Annotated in this window: 17 protein-coding genes and 1 riboswitch; of the genes, 11 read left to right on the top strand and 6 right to left on the bottom strand. The window is 53.9% G+C overall.

The annotated features are described in order from the left end of the window. Positions 1 to 229 precede the first annotated feature (229 nt). From LKE08_RS20005 to apcA, 3 genes are all read right to left on the bottom strand, one after another. Positions 230 to 433: a phycobilisome linker polypeptide gene (locus tag LKE08_RS20005; protein WP_009787432.1), complete on the bottom strand. Its 204-nt coding sequence runs from the start codon at positions 431 to 433 to the stop codon at positions 230 to 232. Positions 434 to 661: 228 nt separating this feature from the next. Then, on the bottom strand, positions 662 to 1,147 hold the full coding sequence (gene apcB / locus LKE08_RS20000) for an allophycocyanin subunit beta (RefSeq protein WP_324706015.1): 486 nt from the start codon (positions 1,145 to 1,147) through the stop codon (positions 662 to 664). 68 nt (positions 1,148 to 1,215) lie between these two features. Beyond that, positions 1,216 to 1,701: an allophycocyanin subunit alpha gene (gene apcA, locus LKE08_RS19995; protein ID WP_324706014.1), complete on the bottom strand. Its 486-nt coding sequence runs from the start codon at positions 1,699 to 1,701 to the stop codon at positions 1,216 to 1,218. A 392-nt stretch (positions 1,702 to 2,093) separates the two neighbouring features. On the opposite strand from apcA, the gene LKE08_RS19990 reads away from it, so the two are divergent. From LKE08_RS19990 to LKE08_RS19960, 7 genes are all read left to right on the top strand, one after another. Then, positions 2,094 to 2,429, top strand: coding sequence for a hypothetical protein (locus tag LKE08_RS19990; protein WP_324706013.1), 336 nt, complete (start codon positions 2,094 to 2,096; stop codon positions 2,427 to 2,429). Positions 2,430 to 2,872: 443 nt separating this feature from the next. Next, on the top strand, positions 2,873 to 3,376 hold the full coding sequence (locus tag LKE08_RS19985; protein ID WP_324706018.1) for a thylakoid membrane photosystem I accumulation factor: 504 nt from the start codon (positions 2,873 to 2,875) through the stop codon (positions 3,374 to 3,376). A 284-nt stretch (positions 3,377 to 3,660) separates the two neighbouring features. After that, a complete protein-coding gene (locus LKE08_RS19980; RefSeq protein ID WP_324706012.1) occupies positions 3,661 to 4,140 on the top strand; it encodes a universal stress protein in 480 nt (159 codons plus the stop codon). A 139-nt stretch (positions 4,141 to 4,279) separates the two neighbouring features. Further along, a riboswitch (TPP riboswitch) is annotated at positions 4,280 to 4,376 on the top strand. Positions 4,377 to 4,383: 7 nt separating this feature from the next. Further along, positions 4,384 to 5,772: a phosphomethylpyrimidine synthase gene (gene thiC, locus LKE08_RS19975; RefSeq protein WP_324706011.1), complete on the top strand. Its 1,389-nt coding sequence runs from the start codon at positions 4,384 to 4,386 to the stop codon at positions 5,770 to 5,772. Between the two features lie 279 nt (positions 5,773 to 6,051). After that, complete coding sequence (locus tag LKE08_RS19970; RefSeq protein ID WP_324706010.1) at positions 6,052 to 6,516, top strand: hypothetical protein; 465 nt, start codon at positions 6,052 to 6,054, stop codon at positions 6,514 to 6,516. A 144-nt stretch (positions 6,517 to 6,660) separates the two neighbouring features. Continuing rightward, positions 6,661 to 8,055, top strand: a complete 1,395-nt coding sequence (locus LKE08_RS19965) for an SLBB domain-containing protein (RefSeq protein WP_324706009.1) — start codon at positions 6,661 to 6,663, stop codon at positions 8,053 to 8,055. A 115-nt stretch (positions 8,056 to 8,170) separates the two neighbouring features. Then, positions 8,171 to 10,417 (top strand): SulP family inorganic anion transporter, encoded by a 2,247-nt coding sequence (locus LKE08_RS19960; RefSeq protein WP_324706008.1) that lies wholly within the window; start codon positions 8,171 to 8,173, stop codon positions 10,415 to 10,417. Between the two features lie 362 nt (positions 10,418 to 10,779). Here LKE08_RS19960 and LKE08_RS19955 read toward each other — a convergent pair whose 3' ends face one another. Further along, complete coding sequence (locus LKE08_RS19955) at positions 10,780 to 11,223, bottom strand: Spy/CpxP family protein refolding chaperone (protein ID WP_324706007.1); 444 nt, start codon at positions 11,221 to 11,223, stop codon at positions 10,780 to 10,782. A 270-nt stretch (positions 11,224 to 11,493) separates the two neighbouring features. Here LKE08_RS19955 and LKE08_RS19950 point away from each other — a divergent pair, with 270 nt between their 5' ends. The 3 genes from LKE08_RS19950 to LKE08_RS19940 are packed head-to-tail and all read left to right on the top strand — an operon-like array spanning position 11,494 to position 13,765. After that, positions 11,494 to 12,825 carry a sensor histidine kinase gene (locus LKE08_RS19950; protein WP_324706006.1) on the top strand — a complete coding sequence of 444 codons (1,332 nt, stop codon included), beginning with the start codon at positions 11,494 to 11,496 and terminating at the stop codon, positions 12,823 to 12,825. After that, a complete protein-coding gene (locus LKE08_RS19945) occupies positions 12,803 to 13,447 on the top strand; it encodes a response regulator transcription factor (RefSeq protein WP_324706005.1) in 645 nt (214 codons plus the stop codon). The genes LKE08_RS19950 and LKE08_RS19945 overlap by 23 nt, the downstream gene beginning before the upstream one ends. A gap of 54 nt (positions 13,448 to 13,501) precedes the next feature. Then, on the top strand, positions 13,502 to 13,765 hold the full coding sequence (locus tag LKE08_RS19940; protein WP_324706004.1) for a HepT-like ribonuclease domain-containing protein: 264 nt from the start codon (positions 13,502 to 13,504) through the stop codon (positions 13,763 to 13,765). 38 nt (positions 13,766 to 13,803) lie between these two features. Here the strand turns inward: LKE08_RS19940 and LKE08_RS19935 are convergent, their stop codons facing one another. Beyond that, on the bottom strand, positions 13,804 to 14,583 hold the full coding sequence (locus LKE08_RS19935; RefSeq protein WP_324706003.1) for a photosystem II S4 domain protein: 780 nt from the start codon (positions 14,581 to 14,583) through the stop codon (positions 13,804 to 13,806). A gap of 303 nt (positions 14,584 to 14,886) precedes the next feature. On the opposite strand from LKE08_RS19935, the gene LKE08_RS19930 reads away from it, so the two are divergent. Next, complete coding sequence (locus tag LKE08_RS19930; protein WP_324706017.1) at positions 14,887 to 16,080, top strand: glycosyltransferase; 1,194 nt, start codon at positions 14,887 to 14,889, stop codon at positions 16,078 to 16,080. 207 nt (positions 16,081 to 16,287) lie between these two features. Here the strand turns inward: LKE08_RS19930 and LKE08_RS19925 are convergent, their stop codons facing one another. Continuing rightward, the gene (locus LKE08_RS19925; protein ID WP_324706002.1) at positions 16,288 to 17,199 is read right to left on the bottom strand and encodes a glycosyltransferase family 2 protein; all 912 of its coding nucleotides are present in this window, start codon (positions 17,197 to 17,199) and stop codon (positions 16,288 to 16,290) included. Between the last annotated feature and the right edge of the window lie 33 nt (positions 17,200 to 17,232).

Genomic DNA, 17,232 nt, shown 5'->3' with positions numbered 1-17,232 from the left:
ATATCCATCCAAGGGGATGGAAGCCTTACCGGGAAGTTATTTCAGGTATTTCAGCCCTATTTCGTTCCCGAACGAATCGCACCGGTCTATCTATCATAGCGGAGGCCGGGAGGGAAGTTGACGGCACCCTTTCAAATTTTGATTGTTTCGATATCGCCCCCGCGACTGAAGCGAAATGGGCGCGGGCGAACGAGACGCCACACCGCCAAGGCGGCTGGCGTTTGCAGCATTACATCAACCCCGTGTTCATTCCGGGCTTGCCCGTTGCCAATTCAACTTTGACGATTTTTCCACCCATCTTCATGATGCGTTGCTGTTCCCGGAACCAGTTGTCGTAGGGAACCAATTTGGTGAAATAGGTGTTTTGTAATTCGCGCTGAGTCCGAATCCGAGTTTGGCTGGGAACGCAAGCCGTCACTTTGAACATTCTCATGGGTATCGTTCTCCTGGGTTAAGTCGATAATTTTGACACTGATATTTAAACGATTGAAGGCCGGGAGTCGGGAGTCAATACTAGCTCGCTAAAACTTATCAACCGATACCGACAAGCCTTTGGCGGTCTAGCACTCACTCCAGACTTCCCTGGCCCCAAGTTGAGATGAATGGCAGAATCGAGCCGCAGTGTTGTTTCCGCTACTTCTCGGTTCCGATTCGGGGAATCTTAGCTCAAGCCAGAGCAGATGTAGTCAAAGTAAATGCCCATTTCCTTGCCGGCGTCGGCGCCCACCAATGAGGCGGTCACTTCTTTCATGGCTTGGATGGCTTGGACGGTGGCACCGATGGGTACGCCCAGGGAATTGTAGGTTTCCTTCAGACCGTTGAGGACGCGCTCATCCAGGATGGACGGGTCGCCGGCCAGCATCGCGTAGGTGGAGTAGCGGAGGTAGTAGTCCAAGTCGCGGATGCAGGCGGCGTAACGGCGGGTGGTGTACATATTTCCGCCGGGACGGGTGATGTCGGAGTACAGCAGGGACTTGGCCACCGCTTCTTTGACGATGTTAGCGGCGTTGGCGCTGATGGTGGTGGCGGCGCGGACGCGCAGTTCACCCGTGGCGAAGTAAGCTTTCAGCTTGTCGAGGGCACTCGAATCCAGGTACTTACCTTGAACGTCGGAGGAGTTGATTACGGAAGTGATTGCGTCTTGCATGATGGTTTCGTTTGCTAATGGTCGCTTAATCTAAGGTGGTCAGAGATTGATCAGGGCGTTGGCCGCGCCTATGACATCGCACCGATGAGGTAGTCAAAGTATTGGGCGGCTTCGGCCGCATCTTCTCCAGACAGCAGGGAAGTGGCGACACCCTTCATGGCCCGCACCCCTTCAGCTACGGCTTCGATGGGAGTACCGAGGGACTTGTACATTTCGCGGACGCCGACGACCCCGATTTCTTCGATGGGGGTCACGTCGCCGGCCACAATTCCGTAGGTGATCAGACGCAGGTAGTAGTCGAGGTCCCGCAGGCAGGTGGCGGTCATTTCTTCACCGTAGGCATTTCCACCGGGAGAAGTGACGTCGGGGCGCTTCTGGAACAGTTGATTTCCGCCCTCTTTGACGATGCGCTCGCGGGCGCCCGTCAGGGTTTCGGCGATCCGAACCCGACGTTCGCCGGTGGTGACAAAAGATTTGATCCGGTTCAACTCACCCGGGCTCAGATAACGCGCTTCAGCGTCTGCATTCACGATGGATTTGGTAACGATACTCATTTTCTACCACAGGGTTTAGCTAATGTGTTCATGATTACGCCAACGACTCGTCTCGTCACGAGCCAGAGGTCGTTGCTTCTCAGCTTGGGGAAGGCCCCTCATCACTCCGCTCGGGGCGGGGGGTGGCGGGAACTTCTCCTGAGAGGGCAAGCCTTGGCCGCGGCCAAGATTACCGCGTGATTCTCTCCGATCGCGATCGCGCCGGAGAGGTTTGGGCTTTCCGGCCGTTTTGCCGGATGGAACCCCGCTAGGTCGGGTTGGGTCGGCGAGATTCTCTCCGGGGCGGACGAGACCCGAGGGGATTGCACGGCACCGGCGGCAGTTGTCCCGCTTCAGGGCCTAGACATCGCCCGTCGGTCACAATTCGCTCCCGTTTTTAACCCCGCGACACGATGACCTATCGCAATGTAATTTTGAGGCGTCACGTTCACATCCTTAGTCGATTTGTAATAGTTTTTAACATTTCGTCCGCCACCCCCCCCGAGAACGGGTCGGGGGACTCGGCTTTTCCAGACCGCAAAACCGGAGGGGTTCGGGGGGCGCTTTGTCCCTCGCAGCGGGTGTTCGGGCGACTTTTTCGATTCCGTCCCCGCCACTCCGCCCCCGACCCCCCGCCCCGGGAACGGAGCGGTCGTTCCGAAGAATTTGTGGCCGATCGCGATCGCGGTTCGACCCCCGAAAAGGAGCGCCATCCGATCGCGGTCGATGGGGGTCAAACGGAAAAATAATATCGTTTTATATTATTTGATAAAAATTAAAATATAAAAATAATTAAAACCGACAATAAATTTTAAATCGTAGATTTAGATGCATTTAATGTCGATTTGAAGTCAATATAGAAAATATCGTCAAAGCCGAACGATCAGAGAATGAAGCCGAAAAAAAAAACACGGGCCGAAATAAAAGCGGGTGTCGCGGTCAAAAAAGCCCGGATTTTGGGGTCGGACGGCGCGAAGGCAAACCGGATCGGGGCGGGGAAATTCCAATTTTGCGATCGCCCAATGTAAAATAAACTTGAAAAAGTGTAACAATTCATGAAGCTAGGTGCCCCAACTCATTGATGACAGTGTTCACATCCAACCCCATCTCATCTGACCGAGCCTCCGTCCGTCCCCGGGTGCGACTCATCCCCACGGGCTTACTCGCCGTCGCCCTGAGTCTCATCCTGGCGATGTTTCTGGGAAGTGCCCCGGCTTGGGCGAATATCGACGACGATCACTTCGACGGCAATATTTTCGCCCTCTACGGCGGAAACGGGTCCCTCGTCCCGCCCCGAGTCGAACTGTCCCAGTCGTTAAAAATCCACAAACCCGCCCTCCTGGTCTTTTTCCTCGACGACAGCAAAGACTGCAAACTGTTTTCCACCACGGTTTCCCGGCTACAAGAATTTTACGGGCGGGCCGCGGACTTCATCCCCGTCAACGTCGATGCGATCGTGGCCGAGAACGGGACCCAATCCCCCACGGAACCGGGCTATTACTATCGCGGATACGTCCCCCAAACCGTACTCATCGACGAGTCCGGCGAAGTCGTCCTGGACGAAATCGGGCTGGTGTCCTACGAGCGAGTCGATGATGTCTTCCGGGAAGTCTTCGATCTCCTGCCGCGATCGGAATCCGTCGAACTGCGGCGTCAACCCGTCAACGAAATCAACAACGAACTGGTGAAAGATTAATTGATAATTGATAATTGATAATTGATAATTATCAATCGATCGCCCCAGTCTCGACTCCCGTCCCTGCCCCGGGCTCGGGAGTTGAGCTGCTTGTCCGTTTTTTTCGTTGCGTTGAGTAGCAGATTTGCGGTCGTAAAAATGTTATATTGAATACTAAAAGCGGTTTTAAATCTTTAATTCCCAGCCTCACAAAGTTGGCTCTCCGGACGGCGGGCAGAATCCGGGAAACGGCGGGTCACGAGGATTTCGGGGCCGGGTCACAAACCGAACGGAGGACAGCAAAAATGGGATATCAAAAAATTTTAGTGGCGCTCGATCGCTCCTCCCACAGCGAAATCGTTCTCGAAGAAGCGATCGCCCTGGCCAAACCAAACGGCGCCCAACTGATGATCTTCCACCGCCTGGAAGTGAACGACCCCGACCCCTACGGCTACAGCGACCTCCACGCCAGCAACATCGCCCGCTACTCCCAGATCATGCAGGAACGACTCGAAAGCGAACTCGACCACATCCGCAGTTGGTTGGATTCCTGCGTCCGCCGCGCCGCGGACCAAAATATCACCGCAGACTGGAACTGGAAAATGGGAGACACCGGACGCTGCATCTGTCAGATGGCCAAGGATTTCGGGACGGATCTGATCGTGGTGGGCCGCCGGGGACACCAGGGGGTCATCGAAGCCCTACTCGGCAGCGTCAGCAACTTCGTCGTCCACCGCGCCCCCTGTTCCGTCCTCATCGTCCAGAGTCGGGAGTCGGGAATTTAATTGATAATTGATAATTGATAATTGATAATTGATAATTATCAATTCTGCCTCCCGCCCCATCTCGTAACAAATCGACATGAACATTTATTAACCGATCCTGGCTCAAGTCCCGCCAGAAGTGTTAACATCTTCAACTAATTCACAGAGCTAGGGGTGCCTGCGAAGTCCAGGCTGAGAGACACCCTTGGAACCTGAGTCCGGCTAGTACCGGCGTAGGGAAGCTGTTAACAGAGGGAATAAATTATGCGAGCTGAATGGGTTGCCAAGCGACGCGGGCAGGCTAACGTGTCTCAGATGCACTATGCCCGCCAGGGAATCATTACCGAGGAAATGCACCATGTGGCGACTCGGGAAAACCTCCCCGCCGACTTGATTCGGGACGAAGTGGCACGGGGTCGGATGATTATTCCCGCCAATATCAACCACCCCAATTTGGAACCGATGTGCATCGGAATCGCCTCCAAGTGCAAAGTCAACGCCAACATCGGCGCCTCCCCCAACTCCTCCAACTTGCAGGAAGAAGTGGACAAGCTGAATTTGGCGGTGAAATACGGGGCCGATACGGTGATGGACCTGTCCACCGGCGGGGGCGATTTGGATACCATCCGCACCGCCATCATCGACGCTTCCCCGGTTCCCATCGGGACGGTCCCGATCTATCAGGCTTTGGAAAGCGTCCACGGCAACATCGAAAAGCTGACGCCGGACGATTTCCTGCATATCATCGAAAAACACGCCCAGCAGGGTGTGGATTACATGACGATTCACGCCGGGATTTTGATCGAGTATTTGCCTTTGGTGCGGAATCGGATTACCGGGATTGTGTCTCGGGGCGGCGGGATCATCGCCCGGTGGATGCTGCACCACCACAAGCAAAATCCCCTTTACACCCACTTCGACGACATTATCGAAATTTTCAAGAAGTACGATGTCTCGTTCAGTTTGGGGGATTCCCTGCGTCCGGGTTGCACCCACGACGCATCGGATGAGGCGCAACTGGCGGAGTTGAAGACGCTGGGAGAGTTGACGCGCCGCGCCTGGGAACATGACGTCCAGGTGATGGTGGAAGGCCCCGGTCACGTTCCGATGGATCAGATCGAGTTCAACGTCAAGAAGCAGATGGAGGAGTGTTCCGAGGCGCCCTTCTATGTGTTGGGACCGCTGGTGACGGATATTGCTCCCGGTTATGACCATATCACGTCCGCGATCGGTGCGGCGATGGCGGGATGGTACGGGACGGCGATGCTGTGCTATGTGACGCCGAAGGAACATTTGGGGCTTCCGGATGCGGAGGATGTTCGGAATGGTTTGATCGCGTATAAAATTGCGGCCCACGCGGCGGATATTGCGCGTCATCGTCCGGGTGCGCGCGATCGCGATGACGAACTGTCGGCGGCGCGATACAATTTCGACTGGAACAAACAGTTTGAATTGTCCCTCGATCCCGATCGCGCCCGGGAGTACCACGACGAAACCCTGCCGGCGGACATCTACAAAACGGCCGAATTCTGCTCGATGTGCGGCCCGAAATTCTGCCCGATGCAGACGAAGGTGGATGCGGACGCGCTGACGGAGTTGGAGAAGTTCTTGGCGGCGGAAGAGGAGAAGAAGAAGGAAGTCGCGAAGGCTTAATGGCTCGTTTAATTTTGATTTGAAAGAAGGCGGGGGGTTGCCCCTGCCTTTTTTTTAGATGATTCAATTCGGAAAATTAACCACAGAGGCACAGAGGACACGGAGAGTTGGATGAGTTGTCATGAACAGTGGGAAAATGTCACCGGATTTTGAATGATATCATGTTTGCTAAAATAGTTTTTACGAGAAAAGGACGAGAGCTTGAAAGCCGTGTCTTTTTAAAGGCTCGATCGCATTGTCGGCCCCCATGGGACCCCCGGCGAGTTATGGCTTCAATTTGTGTCCTCTATCTCAGCCGCGATCGCCCTTCCCCTCGTCGCGCTCTCCTGGCAGCTTCCTTGGAATTCCGTACAACTCGCGATCGCCACCCTTTTCGCTTTCGACCTCACCGGAGGGATTGTCACCAACGCCACCCCCGCCGCCAAACGCTGGTATCATCGCCCCGGTCAAACATTCCGCCACCACTTCGGTTTCGTAGCGATTCACGGCCTGCATTTATTCATCGTGGCGACCCTCTTTCGCGGCGGAGATTGGTTCTTTTTTGGTTTGACTTACAGTTTCTTACTTTTGGGGTCTAGTTTGATTTTGACCGTCCCCCGCGATCTGGGTCGTCCCGTGGCGCTACTATTGTTTAGCATCGGTCTTTTATTCGGCTTTTATCTGATTCCGCCGACGGTGGGTTTGGAGTGGTTTTTGCCATTTCTGTGGCTGAAACTATTTGTGAGTCATCTCCTGCCAGAATAGCGATCGCCCTTGAAATAACAAGGGGTGATAAGAAATGGGAAACCATCGCCGATCGTGGGACAACTCGGCTTCACCTGAGCTACAATATTAAAGTTAAAAACTCCGAGTTTTTCCCACCGTCCCAATTGCCCCAAACCCGAATCTATGCGACGTTCTACTTTCGGTCAGTCGGCGGTCAGCCTCACATTATTGAGCGCGATCGCCTTCGGTATTTACCCGCCGGGAATCGCCCAAACGCCTCCTCCGTCCGATTCGACTTCTCCCATTCAACCCGGAGTCGCCTATCGCCTGGGGGAGAGCGATCGCGTCCAAATCGACGTGTTTGGCGTCGAGAAATATAGCGGGGAATATCTGGTTTTGGCTGACGGTACGCTGAACCTGCGGGGAGTCGGCGTCGTCCGGGTCGGGGGACTCACCATCCCCGAGGCTCAAATTCTCGTTTCCCGACAGTACGCCAGCCTCCTCCAACAGCCTGTTGTCACCCTCAGTTTGGTGGAACCCCGGCCCATTCAGGTGGCGATCGCCGGAGAAGTGTCCCGTCCCGGCTCCTACACCGTCACCTTTGCAGACGGACAACAATTTCCCCACGTGACCGACATCCTGAACCTCGCCGGGGGCATCACCCAGGCGGCGGACGTCAGGGAGGTGCGACTCCGGCGGGCCCATTCCGCCGATCGCCCCATCATCCTCGACCTGGGCGAATTGGTCGAGCAGGGGAATCTGAGCCAAAATCCGGTGCTGCTGGACGGGGACAGTATTTTCGTGCCGACGGCCACATCTTCAGATCCGGCCCAAATGCGACAGTTCGCGTCTACCAGCCTCGTCCCCCAGGCGATCGACCCGGTTCAGGTGGCGGTCGTCGGGGAGGTTTTCCGTCCCGGTTCCTATGCGATCGCGCCCCAGGCGACCGAAGACGGCGACGCCGCCAATTTCCCCACCCTCACCCGAGCCCTGCAGGTGGCGGGAGGAATTCAAGAGGAAGCCGATATCCGTCAAATCGAACTTCGCCGGAGTACCCGCTCCGGGTTGCAGGTTTTCACGGTCAACCTGTGGGACCTGTTGCAGTCCGGGGATATCACCCAGGATCTGTTTTTGCAGGATGGAGATACGATTGTCGTCCCCACGGCCGAGGCGATCGCGCCGGAAGAGTTGGAAACCCTGGCATCGGCTAACTTCTCGCCGGAAACCATCAACGTGAATGTGATCGGGGAAGTGGTCAATCCGGGGGCGATACGGGTGCCGCCGAATACTCCTTTAAATCAGGCTTTACTCGCTGCCGGTAGTTTCGACCCGGTTCGAGCCCAAAAAGGGAGCGTGGAACTCATCCGTCTGAACCCGAACGGGACGGTTTCTCGCCAGACGATACTGGTCGATCTCGCGAGCGGAGTTTCCCCCGAAAATAACCCGGTGTTGCGAAATAATGATGTCGTCGTCGTGAATCGTTCCGCTCTGACGGCCGTCAGCGATACGGCGGAGGAAGTTTTCCGACCGGTGCGAGCGATCACCAATATCGCCGCCTTTTTCCGCCTCTTTTTTTAGGATCAATACTTCGGTATTGCTTTCAAAACAGTTCTCCGTCGGGGTCGCGATGATGGCAAAGGTGACGAACCTGGTATTTTAAGTAAGATCGTGTCCGGACGCTCAACCGCAAGCCATGACTCTAGAAAGCTCCAAATTCCCCAACCTGCAACGGGCGATCGCAGCGGAACTCTCCCCCGAGGGACTTTTCTCCAGCCTCGTCGCCGGTGTGGTTGTCGGCGCCATCGGCGTGACGATGTGCATCTCCTACGCCGCTTTAATTTTTTCCGAACACCTGGCCGAATTCCTCACCGCCGGCATCGGCATCGCCTTTTTCAGTGCGGGAATAATTTGCGCGATCGTCGCAGTTTTGAGTTCTTCCCCCGCCGGGATGATCGCCATCCCCCTCCCCGCCGCCGTGCCGATTTTGGCGTTGATGGTGGCCGAGATCGGCGATCGCTTGCCAGAAGACGCACCCCCCGATATTTTATTTTCAAGTGCGATCGTGGCGATCGGTTTGACGGCTTTAATCACCGGCGTTTTTCTCCTCATCCTCGGACTCCTGAAAGCCGGAGAGTTGATCCGCTTCATCCCCTATCCCGTCGTGGGTGGCTTCCTCGCCGGCGTTGGTTGGCTGCTGTTCGAGGGGGGGTTCGCCGTCACCACCGGGGAAGAATTGAATTGGGCCCAATTGCCAGTTTTATTGGCACCCGATTTATTGCTGCGGTGGTTGCCGGCGTTGGCGTTTGCGGTGGCGTTGCTGCTGCTGTCCCGCCGCTACCCGAAATTCCCGGTGCTCCCCGTCGGCTTCGTCGTGGCGTTGGTGTCTTTTTACCTAATTTTGGCGTTCACCGATACGTCTTTGGCGGCGGCGACGGACGGGGGGTGGTTGTTGGGTCCGTTTCCCGAGGGGGGCGGTTCCTGGCGTCCGGTGGGTTTGGAGACGCTGAAACGGGCGAATTGGTCCGCGATCGGCGATCGCCTGGGGGATATGGGGGCGATTACGATTATCACCACTTTGGAACTGCTGCTGACGGCGAGTAGCATGGAATTAATCACGAACCGCGATATCGATTTAAACCGGGAATTGCGGGCGGCGGGGGTCGCCAATTTGCTGTCCGGTTTGGGCGGCGGTTTGGTGGGTTCTCACGTCACGTCTCTGAGCGTTTTGGCGACGAAAATGGGCGCGTCGCGGCGGTTGGTGGCACTGTCGGCGGCGGCGGTTTTTGCGGTGATGTTGGCGGTGGGGATCTCGGTTTTGTCGCTGTTTCCGAGGGTGGTTTTGGGGGGGTTCCTGCTGTTGCTGGGGCTGTCGTTTTTGGTGGAGTGGCTGTACGACGCCTGGTTTGAATTGCCGAAGTCTGACTATTTTTTGGTGATTGTAATTTTGCTGGCGATCGCAACTTTTGAACTGTTGGAAGGGGTGGCGGTCGGTTTGGTGGTGGCGATCGTTTTGTTCGTCATCAATTACAGCCGCATCGACGTGACCAAACACACGTTTTCGGGTGCCAACCGCAAGAGTTACGTCCAGCGATCGCGGGATCAGGAATTGTTGTTGCAGGAACGGGGAGAGAAAATTTACATCCTGGAATTGCAGGGATTTATCTTTTTCGGAACGGCGAATAAGTTACTCAAGCAAGTTCGGGAACGGTTGGGGGCGGAAGACCAACCGCCACTGCGGTTTTTGGTGCTGGATTTTCGGTTGGTGAACGGCCTCGATTCTTCGGTGGTGGTGAGTTTCGCCAAGTTGCGCCAGATCGCCCAAAAGGAGAATTTGGCGATCGCATTGACGAACCTACAACCGGCGGTGGAATCTCAACTCAAACAGGGCGAAATTTTGGAATCGGAGGACTCGACATTCCGGGTGTTTGCCGACCTCGATCGCGGTTTGGAGTGGTGCGAAGATCGGCTTTTGGAGGAGTCGAAGTTGGATGATTCCGGGGTTTCTCCCCTGCCGGAACAACTGCGGCGGTTCATTGCCGAACCCCGAGATGTCGAGACGTTGATGGGGTATTTTCAATATTTGGAAATTGCCGCCGGTGAGACTTTATTTCGCCAGGGCGATCCCTCCGACGGTTTGTATTTCCTGGAGTCGGGACGGGTCAGCGTTGTTTTCGAGTTGGAAGACGGGAGCGAAAAGCGGGTGCAAACCTACACCGGCGGCACGATTTTGGGGGAGATGGGGTTGTATCAGAACGCGCCGCGATCGGCTTCCGTTATCGCGGAAGAAAATAGCGATCTTTACCATCTTTCGACCGTCGCCTTTGAGAAAATAGAGACGGAACAGCCGCAGTTGGCACAAGAATTTCACAAGGCGATCGTCCGGCTGTTGTCGGCCCGTTTGAAACAGCGATCGGCGGAGTTGCAACATTTGTTGCAGTGAGTTTGTATTGTCGGGGAACTGCCCCTGATTTCACCTGCCTTGAAATGAATTTAAAGGCTCACAGCAAAAGTCCACGCTTGCGTGGACTCGGTTGGACATAGACTATAGCAATCGGAAATCATTGGAAAATTGTCTGGCCCCCAAACCCCCAATTCTGGGGGCTTTGAACGAGTCGGATTTTTACGAATCATTTCACACTGCTATATCCCGATCGCCATATCATATCAGATCCGGTTATCCCCTCCTAAACCTCCCCAATCATCTGAATATGATTTGAGCGATCCCCCTAAATCCCCCTTAAAAAGGGGGACTTTGAGAACCGTTATTAACCCCAAAATAGAGGCGGGAGTAGGCATTGCGATTTATTGGTAGGGGCAATCTCCTTGATTGCCGCCGCGACCGCCGCCGCGACCGCCGCGACCCCGCCCTTGACCTTGACCGAGTTGGGCGCGTTGTTCGGGGGTGAGGGTGTCGCGAATTTGCAACTGTGTCTCGAAGCGCCGATCGCCCAAAGCGCGGCTCAATTCCTGATTGTTTTGACGCTGTTGGCGCAGTTGTTCGGCGCTGGCGTCACTTTGCCGGAGCGATCGCATTTGATCGCGATTTTCCCGCAATTGCTGGCGCTGAGTGTCGGAATCGGCGTAGGTGCGATCGCGAATTTCTTGGATTTCTTGCTGTTGTTCGGCACTCAAATTTAAACCATTGAATCCCATGCCACGACCCGGACCGGCGAAGGCCGCCGCCGCACTCAGGGGAAGAAATAAACTCGTCACTGCAATTGTAGAGAATAATTTTTGCATTTTCATCGTCCGATCTCCTTCAATCTTGTTTTGAGGATTGACTCTTTCGAGCTTTGATTTCATCATAGGGGTGGAGGGGGCGCGATCGCCTCGATCAAAGTTCCCAATTTGGATGGTTACAATGTCGGATTGAAATGAAGGTTGGCGATCGCACCAAAGACCTATTCACCTAGTCCTTAAGTACCAAATGCCCGAGGTTGGTCGGAGATTTTACCCTTTAAATGGGTGGCAGATGCGTTTTAAACTATAGCAATTCAACGAGATATTTTATCCCCCATGCGATGGTTTCGTCGTCCGAAGTCTCCGGTGCCCCTTCTACTGTACTTGGAATGGGTTTTAATCGCGATCGCCCTTTTGACGGCTTTTAGCCCCCTCCCCCCCGCCTACCGTCCCGGTTGGATGCGGCAGGAAGTCCACTCTCAAGTCCAGTCCCCCGACGGCCCGCCCGGTTACGGGAGACGGCGAATGATGGGTCCGCAAAATTTGCCCCGCCGACCCGGGTTTCCCGCCGGCGTGGCGGTCAGTATCGCCAGTTTGGGCCTGATGGGGTTGAGGCTGCCGGGGCGATCGCAAAAAGCCCCGATCCGCTGGCTGTACGCCGGTTTGGGGTTCGGCTTCAGTTGGCTGGCCGTGGCCTTCGGCGGGCAGGGAACCAGCTTTTTCTCAGCCCTGCTGCTGGTGGTGGCCATCCGGGCCTGCCTGTTATTTTCCTGGCGGGGGCGAATTGTCGTCGCCCTCCTCGCCTACGGGTCCTTTCTCCTGTGGGCGTTTCTGCGGCTGCACGGTTTGGAACATCGGGCTTCTGACCCCCTGCACGGGCTGATTTTAACCCTGACATTCAACAGCAGTTTGCTATTCGGATTGGTGTTAGTTTTTGTCCTGTTATTGGTGGGGGCGTTACTCTCGGAACAGCAGAGCCGCCGGGAACTGGCTGAGGCGAACCGGCAGCTTCGGGAGTACGCGATTTTGGTCGAAGATCGGGCGATTTTGCAGGAACGAAATCGCATCGCCCGGGAAATTCACGACTCGGTTGGACACAACCTCACCGCCCAAAGTATCCAACTGGAAAATGCCGCGTTATTTTTACCCGAAGATCTGGAGCGGGCCGATCGCCACCTCCGACAGGCTCGGGAGTTGGGACGGGAGGCGTTGAAAGAGGTGCGGGCGTCCGTGGCGACGCTGCGATCGCACCCTTTGCAGCGGTCTTTTTTGCCAACTCTCTCCCACCTGATCGAAGACTTTCGACGCACCACGGCGATCGAATTGGAGTCCCATCTGGCGGTGGAAGAAACCCCGCCGACGGACATCGCGATCGCCCTGTATCGGGTCGTCCAGGAGGCCCTGACCAACATCGCCAAACACGCCGGCGCCACCCGCGTCCGCCTGTCTTTGGTGGAAGATTCGGGGCAATTTTATCTGAAAATTCGCGATAATGGATGCGGTTTCAACCCCCGAGAAAATACCACCGGATTCGGGTTGCAGGGGATGGGGGAACGGATCGCCGCCCTGGACGGGGAATTTGAGCTGGTCAGTTCTCCCGGCGAGGGGTGCAAAATCGAAGTTAAACTCTCAAAAAATAAACGCCATGATTCGAGTTCTGTTAGTTGACGATCAGGGGATCGTCCGGGAAGGGTTGCAAAGTCTGTTGGAGGCGAAACCGGATTTGCAGGTGGTTGGACAGGCCGAAAACGGACAAATTGCCGTAGAATTGGCACTGCAATTAAATCCGGACGTGGTGTTGATGGACGTGCGGATGCCGGTCATGGACGGGGTGGCGGCGACGCGATCGCTCCAGGAAAAAAAACCGGAAATAAAGGTATTGGTATTGACCACATTTGACGACGATGAATATGTCAGCCAAGCCATGCAGTCGGGGGCGAAGGGTTATTTGCTAAAAGATACGCCCTCGGAAGAACTCGCCCAGGCGATCCGTTCGGTTCAAAAAGGTTACACCCAGTTGGGGCCGGGACTGTTTGAAAAGGTGATGTCGGCGACGCCGAAACCTCCCGAACCGGAACCGATACCGGAGGAATTCCAACAGTTGACGCCGAGGGAATTGGAGGTGGTGCAGTTGATCGGTCGGGGCTACAACAACCGGGAAATTGCCGAGGAATTATTCATCACCGAACGGACGGTAAAAAATCACGTTTCGAGTATTTTAAACCGCCTCAATTTGCGCGATCGCACCCAGGTGGCGTTGCTGGCGACCAAACATCACATTGCAGAATAGAAGAGAGTGGGGAGTTGTGGGGGCAACCGTCCCGGGTTGCCCAAATCATTGAATATGCTATTCTTGATTTTACAGTGTATCAATCCCATTCAAGAATACACGGGCGAAGACCGAGAGATTTTCCTGCATAATACACTGGTACAAGATGCGGTTTTGCGACGGTTACAAACGATGGCGGAGTCCACACAAAGGCTTTCTGAAGAGTTAAAAGCCGAAGCCACAGAGGTGGACTGGCGGGCGTTGTCCGGTTTCAGAAATGTTCTGGTTCACGATTATTTGAATGGGATGATGCGATCGCCGATAGTGACGGCAGAATAGGGGTTCAAATCCAGTATCGCCCATTTGTGAATCTCCATTTACTGGTAGCGGGTCAGTTCCACTCGGTAGCGTTGTTTTTTGGTGATGGAGACTTCCCCCACTTCCAGGCGCCCCTTGCCGCGGATGGCGATCAGGTCGCCGGTTTTGACTTGATAGCTGGCCTGTTTGGCGTCCTTCCAGTTGACGCGGACATCCCCGCCGTCGATGAGCGTCACCATTTTGCTGCGGGACATCCCGAACCCCGCCGAAGCGATCGCGTCCAGACGCAGGGAGGCTTCTACGGTGGTCATCGCCTTTTTCTTGGGTTCGCGGACTTTCAATTCCCCCAATTCGATGCGCTGGGTTTTGACGGGAACCGTGCGGACTTGGGTCAGGTTCATCTCCAGGAATTCTACCAGTTCCGGAACCACGATCGCCTGGGCGCCCCGTTCCCCCAATACGATCAGATCGCCGGTTTTTTCCCGGACGATGCCGGTGCCGAGGAGGGCTCCCAGAAAGTCCCGGTGGGTGGCGGTGTCGAACAAGAAATTTCCCGAGATGTCCAGGGCCGCAATTTCCACGCCGTCGGTTTCCAGGGGAAGTTCCGATCGTGCGATCGCCAGCCGCTGCCGTTCCGCTTGAGGATAGCCGCCCCAGGAGAGGGCCTGGACTTCCGTGAGGCGATCGAAAATTTGCCGAGCTTCGGCCAGTTCCGGGGGGGAGAGAAACTCGGTTTGGGCGATCTCCCAGGTCTTCAACGCCTGTTCCGCCTGGTCGATGACCCGGGCCATGCTGTCTCGATTTTCAATGCCGCTGAGTAGTTCTTCCCTTGGGAGCATCGGTCAATGTGGGTCTGAGGACTGGAGGTGCGATCGTGATTATTTTACTGTAGCAGGTTTTCAGCCGTCCCCGACGTTTGATCGTCCGGCGTTGCGGGAAGTTCCGGAAAGCGGCGCGTCGAATTGGGGCTCCTGTGGGCAAGAGGGAGTCCGGTTAGCATCAGGAATCGATCCAGGTTGTTGCCTCAGTCGAGCGAAAATTTTAACGGCTCTTAAGATTGGAATTTTAAATTTTGATATGTTACACTCCATTTGAGAATCTGCGATCGTTCGGGGGACAACGTGAAAATCACTATTGTGGCGATGGACATTCCCTATCCTCCCGTTCACGGGGGAAGAGTTGATATTTGGCGAAGACTCAAAATGTTGTCAGAGTTGGGAACCGAAATACAGCTGATCTGCTGGTCTGCCGAGACTCCAGATGCCGACAGTTTAGATGTTATCAATCGGTATGTTAAAGATTTCTACCCAATTTTCTATCGGCGTAGTGTCGGCGCTTATGTCCGCCGGGTGTTAGATTTGTTGTCCTATCCTTTAGAAGTCACATCTCGAATTGTCAGGGGCGAAGAGTGGACTCGAATTCTGGAATCCGTCCGGCGCTTTCAACCCGACGTCATTTTCTGCGATCACATTCACAGCGGCGTGGTCGCATCCCGATTGAGCGACACCCTAGATATTCCCATGGTCGTGCGATCGCACAATATCGAGCATTTACAATACCGCTATTATTTTCAGTGTGCCCTAGGACATCAAAAATTCTTACGATTTTTATCTCTCATCAATTTGGAGAAATATGAAAAATCGTTGCTCCACAAAAGTTTGGCTTTTTACGATATTTCTAAAGACGATTTACAATTTTGGCAACAACAAGGGTTTGACAATGGATACTTTTTGCCTCCATTGATAGATTTAAAGTCAGAACATCATCAAAATGCTGACGGTTCAAGTGATGATGGTGTGAACGAAGAAATAACCTATGACGTTGTATTTTTGGGGAACTTACATTCGGAAAATAATGTGGCAGGTGTCATTTGGTTTGTCGAGGAAGTGTTTCCCATTCTCAAAGAGCGATCGCCAGACATTAAAGTTCTCATTTCGGGTGCAAATCCCGTACCTAATATTCAAGAAATTTGTCAAAATAAACCGGGGCTGGAATTGAAAATAAATCCCCCTTCTGCCCGCAAAATCTATCGGTCAGGTCGAGTTTTGATTGACCCCGTGGCAACCGGATGCGGGGTCAGTACCAAGTCACTCGGTATGTTGGCGAGCGGCAAACCTATTGTTTCTCAACCCAAAGGATTGTCGGGTTTGCCAGAAGAAGCAAAACAATACTTCCGAGTCGCATCTGACCCTGAATCCTATGCCAATGAAATTATCAATTGTCTGGCGGAAGAAAAACCCAACATCCCCGATCGCGCTTTGCTAGAATCGATGTTCGGATATCCCGTAGTTCAGAATTTCCTCTTTCAACTGAACTCGATACTTGCCAACAATTAATTCAATCTAAAACACGATATAGCAGCGCCGTAGCTTGGGAATTATAGTAGTCGGCAGGATGGCTAGGACATCGAAGGATTCTCAAACCCCAACGATGAGGGCTTTTTCTGCCAATGACCTGTTGACTCCTGACTTTTAATCGCTATAATTCCCCAGTAGCCCAGGTATTAAACCCGTTTTGATCTGAGTATTGAACCCGATTTGATATTACCTCTCAGCTTTTGTCCATCCACTTCCCATAATTCCAAGCAACCCGGAAAGAGTTCCGGCACCCCGCCATATTGACAGCAAGGCTTGATTGACAGCGTACTGACCCCGGAACAAGGCTATGGGAATAGAAACTATCCCAATTGCCACCAAAACACATCCTTTGATAAAACGGGTGCCTTGAATGTAGAGAGAAGGATATAACTCTCTTTCAAATAAACTTCTGGCACTCCATCCCCAGTAGCCTCGTTCTAACAACCACGTCAAACTAATTCTAGATTGAGGCACTCGCTCCCGCACTCGGGCTTCATCAGCCCACACGATTTTTGCCCCTTGCTTATGAAGTTGCATAAATAAATGTGTATCCTCAGAGCCTTGAATTGCAAAACGCTCGTCAAAAACAGTTTCTAGCTGCTTTAAAAGTTTGCTCCGAACCAAAACATTGTTGGTGTAAGCAACATCCATTATCTGCCCCGTCGGATAGTGTTTCGGAGCAAAGAATTTACCTTTATTGATCCAATCCGGTACGTCAACATCACTTTCAAAGTAAGGAATGACAGGCCCCGCTACCACGTCAGCTTCGTATTTCTCTTGCACGATTAACAGGTTTTCTAACCAGTTTCGGTCGGGGATTTCATCATCATCCATGATCGCAATAAAATCGGTTTCATCAGATGAGTTCGCGATCGTTCGGTTGCGGGCATAAGAGACACCCTGCTGAGTTTCGATATCGTATCGCAAAGGGTATTTGAAAGTGAGGGCCACTTCATCAATTAGCGATCGCGCAGAGCCGGAAGCATCGTTATCGACGATAACAATCTCTATTTCGGGTGCATCAATTTGGTCAAAAGTCAGGTCTTCAAAACCCTTGAGCAACCGCTTCAAATCATCGGGACGCTTGTAAGTCGCCACGCAAATTGATATCAACATATGTTTACATCAGAA

The sequence above is a fragment of the Lyngbya sp. CCY1209 genome, from assembly GCF_035615495.1.
Lineage (GTDB): Bacteria > Cyanobacteriota > Cyanobacteriia > Cyanobacteriales > Microcoleaceae > Limnospira.
Note: the sequence above shows the minus strand (reverse complement) of the source record. Positions and strands in the feature narration are given on the sequence as shown.

Coding starts and splice junctions, on each gene's coding strand:
- LKE08_RS20005 (WP_009787432.1), bottom strand. CDS start 433: ATGAGAATGTTCAAAGTGACGGCTTGCGTTCCCAGCCAAACTCGGATT.
- apcB (WP_324706015.1), bottom strand. CDS start 1,147: ATGCAAGACGCAATCACTTCCGTAATCAACTCCTCCGACGTTCAAGGT.
- apcA (WP_324706014.1), bottom strand. CDS start 1,701: ATGAGTATCGTTACCAAATCCATCGTGAATGCAGACGCTGAAGCGCGT.
- LKE08_RS19990 (WP_324706013.1), top strand. CDS start 2,094: ATGACCTATCGCAATGTAATTTTGAGGCGTCACGTTCACATCCTTAGT.
- LKE08_RS19985 (WP_324706018.1), top strand. CDS start 2,873: ATGTTTCTGGGAAGTGCCCCGGCTTGGGCGAATATCGACGACGATCAC.
- LKE08_RS19980 (WP_324706012.1), top strand. CDS start 3,661: ATGGGATATCAAAAAATTTTAGTGGCGCTCGATCGCTCCTCCCACAGC.
- thiC (WP_324706011.1), top strand. CDS start 4,384: ATGCGAGCTGAATGGGTTGCCAAGCGACGCGGGCAGGCTAACGTGTCT.
- LKE08_RS19965 (WP_324706009.1), top strand. CDS start 6,661: ATGCGACGTTCTACTTTCGGTCAGTCGGCGGTCAGCCTCACATTATTG.
- LKE08_RS19960 (WP_324706008.1), top strand. CDS start 8,171: ATGACTCTAGAAAGCTCCAAATTCCCCAACCTGCAACGGGCGATCGCA.
- LKE08_RS19955 (WP_324706007.1), bottom strand. CDS start 11,223: ATGAAAATGCAAAAATTATTCTCTACAATTGCAGTGACGAGTTTATTT.
- LKE08_RS19950 (WP_324706006.1), top strand. CDS start 11,494: ATGCGATGGTTTCGTCGTCCGAAGTCTCCGGTGCCCCTTCTACTGTAC.
- LKE08_RS19945 (WP_324706005.1), top strand. CDS start 12,803: ATGATTCGAGTTCTGTTAGTTGACGATCAGGGGATCGTCCGGGAAGGG.
- LKE08_RS19940 (WP_324706004.1), top strand. CDS start 13,502: ATGCTATTCTTGATTTTACAGTGTATCAATCCCATTCAAGAATACACG.
- LKE08_RS19935 (WP_324706003.1), bottom strand. CDS start 14,583: ATGCTCCCAAGGGAAGAACTACTCAGCGGCATTGAAAATCGAGACAGC.
- LKE08_RS19930 (WP_324706017.1), top strand. CDS start 14,887: ATGGACATTCCCTATCCTCCCGTTCACGGGGGAAGAGTTGATATTTGG.